Genomic DNA, 12934 nt, shown 5'->3' with positions numbered 1-12934 from the left:
CTCTCACCATGTCTCCGTCACTGGTCCTGCGGCGCTTCTGGACCCTAGAGCCCGCCGCCTACAGCCTGCGGGTGTTTATTGCCCTGGGTGGCATCACCCTGTTGTGCTGGTGGCGCGGCGATATGGCCAGCCTGATTCCGCTGTTCCTGGGGGCCATCGCCTGTGCCCTGGCCGAGACCGATGACGACTGGCCCGGGCGGCTGGCCGCCCTGCTGGTCACCCTGGTCTGCTTCGCGCTGGCCTCGCTGGCGATGGAGCTGCTCTTCGTCCATCCCTGGCTCCTCGTCATGAGCCTGGGTGTGGCCGCCTTCGGCATGACCATGTTCGGCGCCGTCGGTCAGCGCTACGCCACCATCGCCAACGCCACCCTGATCCTGGCCATCTACACCCTGATCAGCCTCGAGCAACGCGGCAGCCCGGTGCTGGATGAATTGTGGCGGGAACCGTCGTTGCTGGTGGTCGGTGCCGCCTGGTATGGAGTGATCTCGGTCGTTTGGTGTGCGTTCTTCTCGCGTCAGCCGCTGCAGCTTGCCCTGGCACGGCTCTACCGTGAGCTGGCCCGTTACCTCGGCCTCAAGGCGGCGCTGTTCGAGCCCTTGCGCGAACTGGATGTGGAGAGCCGGCGCCTGGCCCTGGCGCATCAGAATGGCGTTGTGGTGGCGGCCCTCAACGACGCCAAGGAGCGCCTCTTCCGTCGCCTGGAGGGGCAGCGCGAATCGCCGCGCCTGGCCCGTTATCTGGGGCTCTACATGATCGCCCAGGAGATCCATGAGCGGGCCAGCTCCTCCCACTCCCCCTATGCCGAGCTGGCCGAGGCATTCTTTCATCACGATGTGCTGTTTCGAATGCAGCGGGTACTCTCCCGACAGGGCGAGGCGTGCCGGACCCTGGCCCGGGGGCTGCTGCTCAAGCGCAGCTTCGATCTGGCCCCGAGCGAGCAGGCGCTGGTCGATCTCGACGCCTCCCTGGTACATCTGCGCGGGGAGCTGACCGACGAGCGCAAGGCGCTGCTGCCCGCCCTGGAGGCCGTGGCCGATAACCTGGCGACCCTGGCACGAGCCCTGGCCAGGGCCCGTCACCCGGAGCTCGGGGGGAGCGGTGACAAGGTGCTCCACGACCGCACTCCTCAGGGTCTGGGGGAGGTCATCGAGCGCCTGCAGGCGCAGCTGACCCCAGGCTCACCGGTCTTTCGTCACGCCGTACGGTTAGCTACCACCCTGGTAGCCGGCTTCGGCCTGTTGCATCTGATCCATCCCACCCAGGGCTACTGGATACTGTTGACCAGTCTGTTTGTCTGTCGCCCCAGCTTCGGGGCCACCCGGCGCTTTCTGTGGCAGCGCATCCTGGGAACGGTGCTGGGGCTGGTGGCGGGGTGGGCGCTGATCACGCTGTTTCCGGCGCCGGCGCTCCAGGCGGGAATCGCGGTAGTCGCCGGGGTCGCCTTCTTTGCCCTGCGCGGTCGTCACTACACCCTGGCCACGGCGGCCATCACTCTGATGGTGCTGAGCTGTTTCAATCAGGTGGGCGACGGCTTCGGGCTGATCTGGCCCCGTCTGGTGGATACCCTGCTGGGCGCGGGTATTGCCGGGCTGGCGGTTCTGACCATACTTCCCGACTGGCAGGGCAGACGACTGCATCGCCAGGCCGCCGCCGCCGTGGCCTCGGAACGGGACTACCTGGCGGCACTGGTGGCGCAGTACGCCGAGGGCAAGCGTGACGACCTGACCTATCGACTGGCGCGGCGTAATGCGCATAACGCCGATGCGGAGCTCGCCGCCATGTTGGCCAATATGCAGCAGGAGCCGGGCCCCTTTCGACGTGATGCCGAGCGGGGAGTGCCTTTCCAGCTGCATGCCCATACCCTGCTCAACTACCTGTCCGCCCTGGGTGCCCATCGCGGCGAGAGCCAGGGAGTCACCCCGGCGGAGAGTGCCCTGGCCGAGGCGATTCTCACCGAGCTGGATGGGCTGGCCCTGGCGCTGGAGCGGCGCGAGCCGATCCCCCCGGGGGAGGCACTCGAGGCAGCCAAAGGGGAACCGGGCTCCTTGCTGGGCGCGCAGCTGATGCTGATCGCTCGACAGCTGACACCGTTGCGGGAAGCGGGAGCCGCGCTTTTCGCGGAGCGGTAGTAAGAGCTCCGCTTCGCCGAGGCCGGTAAGCTGTAAGCTATAAGTTTTAAGAAACCCCCTTGCCGCTAGGCTTGGGGGTCGACATGCTGGCTTACGGCGTTACACCTGCCCGTAGCGCCCAGCCTCCTCACCCAGCCAGCGCCGGATCAGCGGCTGGCTGGCCTCGGGGTGGCTGGCCATCAGCGCCTCGGCCAGCGGCGCGACTCGGTCGAGGAGGTCGGCGTCGCGCTCCAGGTCGGCGATCTTCATCTGGGCCAGCCCCGTCTGGCGGGTGCCCAGCACCTCGCCGGGACCGCGCAGCTCCAGATCCTTCTCGGCGATGCGAAAGCCGTCGCTGGTCTCGCGCATTACCGCCAGACGCTCCTTGGAGTGGGCCGACAGCGGCGGATGGTAGAGCAGCACGCAGAAGCTCTGGGTGGCACCGCGGCCGACTCGGCCACGCAGCTGGTGCAGCTGTGAGAGGCCCAGGCGCTCGGGGTTCTCGATGATCATCAGGCTGGCGTTGGGTACATCGACCCCCACCTCGATTACCGTAGTGGCGACCAGTAGATCCAGCTCCCCGGCCTTGAAGGCTTCCATCACCGTAGCCTTCTCGGAGGCCTTCATGCGGCCGTGTACCAGGCCGATGGCGAGTTCCGGCAGCGCCTCCACCAGCTCGTCCCGGGTCGCCTCGGCGGCCTGGCACTCCAGTACCTCCGACTCCTCGATCAGGGTGCAGACCCAGTAGGCCTGACGCCCTTCGGCGCAGGCATGACGAATGCGCTCGACGACCTCGGGACGTCGCTCATCGGGCATCGCCACGGTTCTGACCGGAGTACGGCCCGGGGGCAGCTCGTCGATCACCGAGGCATCCAGGTCGGCATAGGCACTCATCGCCAGGGTGCGCGGGATCGGCGTGGCGGTCATGACCAGCTGATGTGGGGTAAGGCCACCAGCCTCGCCCTTCTCACGCAGCGCCAGGCGCTGATGGACGCCGAAGCGGTGCTGCTCGTCGACGATCGCCAGGCCCAGGCGCTGAAAGTGCACATCGCCCTGGAACAGCGCATGGGTGCCCACCACCATCTGGGCGCGGCCGTCCTGGATCGCCGCCTTGGTGTCGAGGCGTGCCTTGCCCTTGAGCTTGCCGGCCAGCCAGGCGACGTCGATGCCCAGTGGGGTAAACCAGGCCCGAAAGGCGCGATAGTGCTGCTCTGCCAGGATCTCGGTGGGTGCCATCATCGCCGCCTGACACCCTCCGGCGATGGCGGCCAGGGCCGCCATGGCGGCCACCACGGTCTTGCCGGAACCCACATCGCCCTGCACCAGCCGCAGCATGGGCACTTCCCGGGCCAGGTCGGAACCGATCTCGTCGAGCACGCGGCGCTGGGCAGCGGTCAGAGAAAAGGGCAGCTGAGTCAGGAAGCGGGCCTGCAGCCCACGGCCCGAGGGCAGGGGGGGGGCACCATCCTCCTGGATGCGCAGGCGCACCGTCTGCAGGCTGAGGCGGTGAGCGAGCAGCTCCTCCAGTGCCAACCGACGAGTTGCCGGGTGGTGGCCGCCGGCCAGCTGTTCGGGGTCGATCTCCGGCGGTGGCTGGTGCAGCACATGCAGACAGCGATGCAGCTCGGGCAGCCGGAAGCGTTGGCGCAGATCCGCGGTGATCCAGTCGGGCAGCGCCTCGGGTGCGTCATCGAGCCGCTCCAGGGCCTGCTCGATCAAGGCGCGCAGGCGGGTCTGGTGCAACCCCTCGGTAGTGGGGTAGATCGGGGTGAGGTGGTCTTCCACCGGCGGCGCATCGGCCTTGAGCAGGCGATACTCGGGGTGGTAGAGCTCGAGTCCGGTGGCACCGGCACGCGCCTCACCGAAGCCGCGCACCCGGCTACCGGGCTGGAACTGCTGCTGCTGCGCCGGCGAGAAGTGGAAGAAGCGCAGGCTGAGCAGGCCGCTACCGTCGCGCAGGCGCACCAGCAGGCTGCGGCGCCGGCCCCGCACGACCTCGGCGGCAATCACCTCGCCCTCGACCACCGCTTCATGGCCGGCGCGCAGGGTGCCGATGGGGGTTATGTGGGTGCGGTCCTGATAGCGCAGCGGCAGGTGGAAGAGCAGGTCGGCCACGCTGTCGATGCGCAGTCGGGACAGCTTCAGAGCCAGCGCCTCGCCGACTCCCTTGAGCGAAGTGACGGGTGCGTCGAGGGGCGAGTTTTCGGCGCTCATGTCTTGGCGGTGTCGGCCTGGCGGCAGCGAGCGACGGCCTCGGTGATGGCGTCGATCGCCCTGGGCCTGGGGAAGCTGGCGCGCCAGGCGATGGCGACGGTTCGCCCCGGGGCAGGGGCCGCGAACGGTATGCTCTCGAGCAGGCCGCTCTCATAGTGGACGGTACCAATGGCCGAGTGGGGCAGCACCGTGATGCCAAGCTTGGAAGCGACCATATGGCGAATGGTTTCCAGCGACCCCCCCTCGGCGGTCAGCGTATTGCTGGGGCTTGCGAGCTTCTGGCTGATGGCCGGGCAGGCCTCGAGAATCTGGTCACGGAAGCAGTGGCCCTCGCCGAGCAGCAGCAGGCGCTCATTAAGTAGCTCCTCCTTGTGCACGCTGTCCCGGCGGGCCCAGGCGTGGTCCGCCGGGACCAGCACCTCGAACTCCTCTTCATAGAGTGCCTTGGTCAGTACATCGGTCTCGGTAAAGGGCAGTGCCACGATGATGGCATCCAGCTCCCCGCTGCGCAGCTTGCGGCGCAGGCTACCGGTGAAGCCCTCCTCGATATACAGCGGCATCTGGGGGGCGCTGCGGGCAAGCTCCGGTACCAGATGAGGAAGGAGGTAGGGGCCGATGGTGTAGATGGCGCCGATGCGCAACGGGCTTGCCAGCTGGTCGCGGCCTGCGGTGGCGAGCTCCTTGATCACGCTGGTCTGTTCCAGCACCCGCTGGGCCTGTTCGACGATCCTCTCGCCGAGCGGTGTGACCTGCACCGTGGACTTGGAGCGCTCGAAGAGCGGGATGCCGAGCTCCTCTTCGAGCTTCTTCACCGCCACCGACAGGGTCGGTTGGGAGACGAAACAGCGCTCGGCGGCACGACCAAAGTGGCGCTCCTGGGCCAGTGTCACGATATAGCGGAGTTCTGTTAGAGTCATGAGGGTTGCCTAGCGGGCATCCTTGTGGATTTCCAATAGGACCTTTCTATCAGGGGGCGAGGCAAAGGTGAAGACAACGACATTGATTCTGGGCTGCGGGGACATCGGCACGGCACTGGGCCAGCGCCTGCAGGCGCAAGGTCTGCACGCGATTGGCGTACGCCGCCGAGTCGAATCGCTGAAGGAGGCGGGCCTGGAGGCGGCGTCCGCCGACCTCGCCGATCCCGCCAGCCTGGCTGGCCTGCCGGACGCGGATATCCTGGTCTATGTAGCCAGCGCCGACCGCTTCGAGGAGGCCGCCTATCGTGCCGCCTACCCCGAGGGGCTACGGGCCACCCTGGCGGAGTTCGGTGCACGCGAGAAGGTGCCGCGGCATGTTTTCTTTATCTCTTCCACCAGCGTCTACGCCCAGCGCGATGGCGAGAGCGTGGATGAGACCAGCCCCACTGAGCCCACCGGTTTCTCCGGCCAGCTGATGTGCGAGGCCGAGCGGGCACTCCTCGCGCACGACCTGCCCGGCACGGTGGTGCGTTTCTCGGGGATCTATGGGCCTGGCCGCGACCGTCTGATTCGCCAGGTCAGCGAGGGGCGCATCGCTCCGGCGAGCCCCGCCATGTATACCAATCGTATTCATCGCGATGACTGTGCCGGTGTGCTGGCACACCTGGTCGGTCGGGTACTCGCCGGCGAAGCCGTCGATGAACTTTATCTGGCGACCGACAGTGAACCGGCTCCCCTCCACGATGTCATGGCCTGGCTGGCGAAACAGCTCAAGGTGGAGGCTACCGAGACCATCCAGTCGCCTCTGCGTCGCCGTGCCAGCAAGCGCTGCAGCAACACCCGGCTACTGGAGAGTGGCTATACGTTTCAGTATCCCAGCTTCCGCGAGGGCTATGCTCAGGTGCTCAGGGAGGGAGGTTTCCTGCCCGAGAAGGCCTGAGGGCGGGCCCTTTCGGCTCTCTCAGGCCGAGTGGGCCAGGGCCTCGTAGCGCGCCCCATCCTGCTCGGTGTAGGAGCGCAGCAGCGTCAGGCGTTGCCACCGCCAGTCGAGCGCGACCGGCGTCTGCGCCTCGAGGGATTCGATGGCCGTCCACGCGGCTCGTCGCAGCAGGGTAACGTGGGGGACGAAGCGCGCCGGGCGTACGCCCAGTCCCAGGGCTTGCAGACCGTCCCAGAGGCCCGCCTGCAGCGCGCCGAGCGCCGGATCGGGCGTTCTTCCCCCGACCCATACGATGCCAGGCCGCCGGAAGCTGCCCCAGCGATCCAGTTGCCAGACGCCCCCTATCGGGGTCTGGCCACTCACCCACTCGACAAGCGCCGGAAGGCGGGCCTCGTCGACCTCGCCGAGAAACGCCAGCGTCAGGTGCAGGCTCGCGTCCGGCACCCGCCGACCGCCACAGTGTGTCTGGGCCAGATCAGCCAGCGTAGCGAGCCGCTCGCGCAGATCGTCGGGCGGCTCAAGAGCCAGAAATAGACGCAAATGGATCGTCCTGGAAAGTGATCAGTCGCCGAGGATCATCACCCCTTCCGCCTCGAACTGCGCGCCCTTGGGCAGCGCCTTGACGCCGATGGCGGCGCGCGCCGGATAGGGCTTCTCGAAGAACTCCTCCATCATGGCGTTGACGACCGCAAACTGCCCCAGGTCGACCAGGTAGAGGTTGAGCTTGACGATATCCTGGAGGGAGCCGGCGGCCTCCTCGCAGACGGCGCGCAGATTGGTGAAGACCTGGCGGGCCTGAGCCTCGAAGTCGTCGGAGACCAGCTCCATGGTCGCCGGATCGAGGGGGATCTGACCGGAGAGGTAGACGGTGTTGCCGGCCTTGATGGCCTGGGAGTAGGGGCCGATAGCGGCGGGAGCTTTCTCGGTGTTGATCACGGCCTTGTTGCTCATGCTGTACTCCTTCATGGATGGATTGTTGTCGATCAAAAATGGCCCGCTCGCCCCTGGGGACGCAACCGGGCCGTTTGGGAAGGGTTCAGTTGCCGAGACGGCTGATGCGCTCGACGTGTGAAAGGTTACGTAGTCGCTTGATGATGCGCGCCAGGTGGATACGGTCACGCACCGCCAGGGTCAGGTTGAGCGTGGCCAGGCGGGCGTCGCGCTCCTCGATGCCAATGCGTTCAACATTGGCATCCGCATCGGTGACGATCCCGGCGAGTTCGGCGACCAGCCCGCGATGGTTCTGCACCTCGAGACGCAGTGCCACCGGAAAATCCTCATCGATGGTCTCGTCCCACTCCAGGGGAAAGAGCTTCTCTGGGTCGGTCTTGAGCTCGGCCAGGTTTCGACACTCGACGCGGTGCACCACGATGCCCTTGCCGACTGAAATGTGACCCATCACCGGATCGCCGGGCAGCGGATGGCAGCAGCGAGCGAACTTGATGATCATGCCCTCGGCGCCGCTGATCAAGATAGGCCCATGCTGGCGTGTGCGCTGAGCACTATCGTGAAGGGTTGACGCGCCATGTTGAAGGTCCATCAGGCGTCGCGCGATGACATGGGCCACTCGCGAGCCAAGACCGATCGACTCCAGCAAGGCGTCCTCATTCTTCAGCCCCAGCTCTCCCCGCAGACCAGGCAGCAGGCCTTCGGGCAGTTCTTCCAGGCTGGTTTCGAACTCGCCGAGGGCCTTGTTGAGCAGGCGGCGGCCAAGCTGTACCGCCTCGGTGTGCTGCTGGTGCTTCAGGGCGTGACGAATTGCCGAACGAGCCTTGGCGGTAATCACGAAGTTGAGCCAGCTGAGGTTGGGGCGCGCCCCGGGGGCCGTGATGATCTCCAGAGTCTGGCCGCTCTCCAAGCGGGTCGAGAGCGGGGCCAGGTGACGATCGATGCGACAGGCAATCGTGCTGTTGCCGATATCGGTGTGCACGCTGTAGGCAAAGTCGATCACCGTGGCGCCCTGTGGGAGCTCCATGATATCGCCCTTGGGCGTGAACACGTAGATATCGTCGGGGAACAGGTCGTTCTTGACGTGCTCGATAAACTCCAGCGAATCTCCGGCGTGGCGCTGCATCTCGAGCAGCCCCTTGATCCAGGACCGTGCCCGAGCATGACTGCCTTCGGCGATGGGATGGTCGGTTTGACCCGCCTTGTAGAGCCAGTGGGCGGCGACACCGTTGTTGGCCATGGCCTCCATCTCGCGGGTGCGAATCTGCACCTCGATGGGCATCCCGCCGGCGCCGAACAGGGTGGTATGCAGGCTCTGGTAGCCGTTGGCCTTGGGGATGGCGATATAGTCCTTGAAGCGCCCGGGCACCGGCTTGTAGAGGTTGTGCACCAAGCCGAGGATGCGGTAACAGCTGTCGACATCCTCGGTGAGGATGCGGAAGCCGAAGACGTCCATGATCTCGTTGAACGACTTGCGCTGATCGCGCATCTTGCGATAGATCGACAGCAGGTGCTTCTGACGTCCGACCACCGTGCTGGGCAGCCCCCCATCGTCGAGGCTCTGCTGAAGGGTACTCTGTATCTGGCGAATCGCCGAACGGCGGTGTCCCCGGGCGCTGGAGACGGCGCGCTTGATGCGCTCGGCGCGCATCGGGTGCAGGGCGTGAAAGGAGAGATCCTCGAGTTCCACGCGGATGGTGTTGATGCCCAGTCGGTTGGCGATACGAGCGTAGATCTCCAGGGTCTCGCGGGCGATGCGCCGTTTCTTCTCGGGACGCAGGGCACCGAGGGTTCGCATGTTGTGCAGGCGGTCGGCGAGCTTGACGATGATCACCCGGATATCCCGGGACATCGCCAGCACCATCTTCTGGAAGTTCTCCGCCTGGGCCACCGCCTTGTCTTCGAAGGCGATCTGGGTCAGCTTGGAGACGCCATCCACCAGTTCGGCAACCGGGGCACCGAACTGCTGGGCCAGGGCCTCCTTGTCGACGCCGGTATCCTCGATCACATCATGCAGCATGGCCGCCATCAGGCTCTGATGATCCATATGCATGTTGGCGAGGATGTTGGCGACCGCCAGCGGGTGGGTAACGTAGGCTTCGCCGGAGCGTCGACGCTGGCCATCGTGGGCCTGCTCGGCATAGTAGAAGGCGCGCTTGACCTGTTGGATCTCGCTCTGGGGAAGATAGCCGCCGAGACGATCGGCCAGGTCATCGATGGTGAACATGCGTCGCGCCTGACTCCTGGGTGAGTGTCCGAAAGGGGAGGACGGCGCCTTGGCACCGTCGGGGGATCACTCCTCGGTGAAGCTACCGTACTGTGGCTGGGGCGGACGCACCAGGGCCTCGATGGGCTCGTCGAGCACGCTGGAGTCGACCAGGCCGGCGGCGATCTCGCGCAGGGCCATGACGGTAGGCTTGTCGTTGTCCCACGGCAGCTGGGCGTCGCGGGAGCCGCGGGCCAGCTGGCGGGCGCGGTGGGTGGAGATCATCACCAGCTTAAAGCGGTTTTCGACGTTTTCCAGACAATCTTCGACTGTGACTCGCGCCATGGGTGCCTTCCTGAAGAGCTGACGGGACCCCCGACATCAAACACGCGGTGGGCGCGTGGACGGGTGTCCGCTATGGGTAGACCCAATAGGTTACTCGACGCCCGGCAGCGCTGACAAGCGCCACAGACGCGGCCCCAGGGCTATTGCAGATGGCTGCAGCGCTCAAGACTGTTCCGGCGACAGGCCTTCGAGGGGGCGCTACGAGTACTTCCTTGTAAGCTACCTCGGCCATCCTTGGTCCTCGGACCCCCTCTCCGACCTGTCCCCGGCGTCTTTCACTATCAACCTGATAACTGCGATAGCCACGCACGCGGCATTCAGGCAAGAAGCGCCTGCAGCAGGGGGGCATGGGTGGCGCCGGCGCGCTGGCGGGTCAGGCGATGAGACACCACCAGGGCGCGCAGTTCGGCCAGGGCAGTGGTGAAGTCGTCATTGATCACCAGGTAGTCGTACTCGTCGTGATGAGACATCTCGCTCACCGCGTCACGCATGCGCCGTTCGATCACCGCGTGTTCATCGGTGCCCCGTCCGGAGAGTCGACGCTCCAGCTCTTCCCGTGAGGGAGGCAGGATAAATACCGATACCGCATCGGGGAGCTGCTGGCGGACCTGGCGGGCACCTTGCCAGTCGATCTCCAGGATCACGTCCTGGCCTGCGGCCAATGCCGCCTGTACCGCGGGCCGCGAGGTGCCGTAGTAGTTGTCGAACACCCGGGCGTATTCGAAGAACTCGCCACGCTCGATCATCGCCTCGAACTCGGTCACCTCGACGAAGTGGTAGTTGACTCCATCCACCTCGCCTTCGCGCCGGGCCCGTGTGGTGTGTGAGATCGATACCTGGATGCCGTCGAGACTTTCGACCAGTTCGCGCACCAGGCTGGTCTTGCCAGCGCCGGAAGGAGCGGAAACAACGAACAGCGTACCTTGCGACATGCGCATCTCCGGGTTGGATAGGTGGTCCGGGGACCGGGATGAGGCCGATAGTGGAAGGGGGCGAAGTATCGCATACCCATGTGAGGCCTGCATCCGACTAGCCGGAGGGGGCGGGACGCCGCCGCTCCAGCTGGCGCCCCAGGACGAAGATCATCAGGCCGCCCAACGCCAGGCCGGCACCCACCAGCCCGGTGGCCGACCAGGCGGCGCCGGTCTTGACGGTGATGCCGCCCAGCCAGGCCCCGAGGGCGTTGGCGCCGTTGAAGGCGGCATGATTCATGGAGGCCGCCATGGTCTGCGCCTCACCGGCCACATCCATCAGCCGCGACTGCAGCGCCGGCCCCAGGGCGATGCCGGTCCCCACCAGGCCAACGAACAGCAGCCCCGTCACCAGATGGTTGGCGGCGACATAGAACCCCAGCTGTATCGTCAGGCTCCACAGCAGGATGCAGGGGATTGCACCGACGGGGTGGCGGTCGGCAAGCCTGGCACCGACCAGGTTGCCGATGATGCCGCCAATGCCGAAGATGGCCAGCACCCAGGGGCCCAGGGCTTCGGGCATGCCCGCCTGATCGCGCAGGGTCGGCACCACGTAGCTGAATACCGCGAACATCCCGCCGAAGCCGATGGCGGCGACGGCCAGGGTAGCGAGGACCCGCTGACTGACCAGGGCGCCGAGTTCGCGGCGTGGACTCGCGTTACGATCGCCGGGCTGGACCGGAACGAACAGCCAAATCATCAGCATGGTGGCCAGGGCCACACCGCCCACGGCGTGGAAGGCGAAGCGCCACCCCAGCCACTGGCCGGCCCAGGTGGCCAAGGGAGCGCCAATCACGATGGCAACGCTCAACCCCAGCATCACCCGGCCGATGGCGCGAGCGCGTTGATCGACGGGTACCGCCGCCGCCGCAACCAGGGCGGCCACGCCAAAGAAGGCACCGTGGGGCAGTCCGGCGACAAAGCGCAGGGCGACGAAGGGCCAGAAGGTGGTGGTCAGGGCGCTGGCCACGTTGCCCAGGGCGAATACCAGCATCAGGAGGATCAGCAGCGTGCGACGAGGCACGCGTGCGGCCAGTGCCGAGATCAGCGGCGCGCCCACCACCACGCCCAGGGCATAGGCGGAGATGGCGTAGCCGACATCGGCGGTGGCCACTTCGAGGTTGGCGGCCACCCGCTCCATCAGGCCCATGATCACGAATTCGCTGGTACCGATGCCGAAGCCGCCGAGGGCCAGCGCGAGCTCGGCCAGGCGCGGATGGCGCGCCGAGGAGGAAGAGGGTACGGACATGACGGCTCCACGACGGCAGCGGAGCGACCCCGGTAGACGGCCGGGGTCGCGCGAAAGAAACGAAAGTCAGGGAGGTACCAGTATAGGGCAGAACGATTAGGAGGCGAAGGACCTTCGCCTACTCGATATTCTGGATCTGCTCGCGAATCTGCTCGATCAACACCTTGAGCTCCACGGCGCAGCGGGTGGTGCTGGCCACCACCGACTTCGATGACAGGGTATTGGCCTCGCGGTTGAGCTCCTGCATCAGGAAGTCGAGACGTCGCCCCACCGGGCCCTTCTGGTCGAGCTGGCGCTTCACCTCGGCGACATGGGTGGCCAGACGGTCGAGCTCCTCGTCGACGTCGGCCTTCTGGGCCAGCAGGGTGAGCTCCGCCTCCAGGCGCTGGGGGTCGAGCTCGGCCATCACCGTCTCCAGGCGCTCGAGCAGCTGAGCACGCTGGCGCTCGAGGATTTTTGGCATCAGGCCACGCACCTCGGCTACCTGAGACTCGATGCCGATGAGCCGATCGCGGATCAGCTCGGCGAGCTTCTCCCCCTCCCGGGCGCGGCCGGCGAGCAGGTCGTCGAGGGCGCGCTCGAACAGTGCCAGGGCGGCGCTCTTGACCGTTTCGGGATCGGGGCCGCGATTTTCCAGCACGCCGGGATAGTCGAGCAGGGTCAGGGCGTCGGGCGGGGTGGCTTCCGTCACCATCTGGCGCACCTCACTCAGGGCGCGCTCGAGCTCGACGAGCCGTGCCGTATTGACGGCGAGTCCGGCGCCGTCACCGGCGGCCTCGAAACGCAGGCTGACCTCGACCTTGCCTCGCGCCAGGCGGGTACGCAGCGCATCGCGGAAGGCGGGCTCCAGGTCACGAAGACTCTCCGGCAGGCGGAAGTGGGGTTCGAGATAGCGCTGGTTTACCGAACGCAGTTCGAGCTGCAGGCTGCCCCAGGCGGCGGTGTGCTCCTGACGGGCGAAGGCGGTCATGCTGTGCACCATGGTGGGCTCCCGGGGTGACTGGTGTGAGATTAAGGGTGAGGCGGGTCATGCCTC

Annotated in this window: 11 protein-coding genes; 2 read left to right on the top strand and 9 right to left on the bottom strand. The window is 66.4% G+C overall.

The window, feature by feature from the left end; translation table 11 throughout:
- Positions 1-8 precede the first annotated feature (8 nt).
- Positions 9-2129, top strand: a complete 2121-nt coding sequence (gene yccS, locus GRB80_RS11395; protein WP_161423658.1) for a YccS family putative transporter — start codon at positions 9-11, stop codon at positions 2127-2129.
- Positions 2130-2228: 99 nt separating this feature from the next.
- On the opposite strand, the gene recG is transcribed toward yccS, so the two are convergent.
- Both recG and GRB80_RS11385 read right to left on the bottom strand, forming a co-directional pair.
- Complete coding sequence (gene recG, locus GRB80_RS11390; RefSeq protein ID WP_161423657.1) at positions 2229-4322, bottom strand: ATP-dependent DNA helicase RecG; 2094 nt, start codon at positions 4320-4322, stop codon at positions 2229-2231.
- The gene (locus GRB80_RS11385; RefSeq protein WP_132044697.1) at positions 4319-5239 is read right to left on the bottom strand and encodes a hydrogen peroxide-inducible genes activator; all 921 of its coding nucleotides are present in this window, start codon (positions 5237-5239) and stop codon (positions 4319-4321) included. Before GRB80_RS11385 ends, recG begins: the two co-directional genes overlap by 4 nt.
- Positions 5240-5306: 67 nt before the next feature.
- Between GRB80_RS11385 and GRB80_RS11380 the strand changes: the two genes are divergently transcribed.
- Entirely contained in the window at positions 5307-6179 is an 873-nt protein-coding gene (locus tag GRB80_RS11380) for an SDR family oxidoreductase (RefSeq protein WP_132044699.1), read from the top strand.
- Between the two features lie 21 nt (positions 6180-6200).
- Here the strand turns inward: GRB80_RS11380 and thpR are convergent, their stop codons facing one another.
- From thpR to GRB80_RS11345, 7 genes are all read right to left on the bottom strand, one after another.
- Positions 6201-6719, bottom strand: coding sequence for an RNA 2',3'-cyclic phosphodiesterase (gene thpR / locus GRB80_RS11375; RefSeq protein ID WP_161423656.1), 519 nt, complete (start codon positions 6717-6719; stop codon positions 6201-6203).
- Positions 6720-6740: 21 nt separating this feature from the next.
- Complete coding sequence (locus GRB80_RS11370; protein WP_161423655.1) at positions 6741-7130, bottom strand: RidA family protein; 390 nt, start codon at positions 7128-7130, stop codon at positions 6741-6743.
- A gap of 85 nt (positions 7131-7215) precedes the next feature.
- Complete coding sequence (locus GRB80_RS11365; protein ID WP_132044705.1) at positions 7216-9354, bottom strand: RelA/SpoT family protein; 2139 nt, start codon at positions 9352-9354, stop codon at positions 7216-7218.
- Between the two features lie 66 nt (positions 9355-9420).
- Positions 9421-9678: a DNA-directed RNA polymerase subunit omega gene (rpoZ, locus tag GRB80_RS11360; protein ID WP_132044707.1), complete on the bottom strand. Its 258-nt coding sequence runs from the start codon at positions 9676-9678 to the stop codon at positions 9421-9423.
- A 317-nt stretch (positions 9679-9995) separates the two neighbouring features.
- On the bottom strand, positions 9996-10610 hold the full coding sequence (gmk, locus tag GRB80_RS11355) for a guanylate kinase (RefSeq protein ID WP_161423654.1): 615 nt from the start codon (positions 10608-10610) through the stop codon (positions 9996-9998).
- A gap of 97 nt (positions 10611-10707) precedes the next feature.
- Entirely contained in the window at positions 10708-11898 is a 1191-nt protein-coding gene (locus tag GRB80_RS11350) for an MFS transporter (protein WP_161423653.1), read from the bottom strand.
- Between the two features lie 118 nt (positions 11899-12016).
- A complete protein-coding gene (locus tag GRB80_RS11345) occupies positions 12017-12880 on the bottom strand; it encodes a YicC/YloC family endoribonuclease (protein WP_161423652.1) in 864 nt (287 codons plus the stop codon).
- Between the last annotated feature and the right edge of the window lie 54 nt (positions 12881-12934).

This window comes from Halomonas icarae, assembly GCF_009901955.1.
GTDB lineage: Bacteria > Pseudomonadota > Gammaproteobacteria > Pseudomonadales > Halomonadaceae > Halomonas > Halomonas icarae.
Note: the sequence above shows the minus strand (reverse complement) of the source record. Positions and strands in the feature narration are given on the sequence as shown.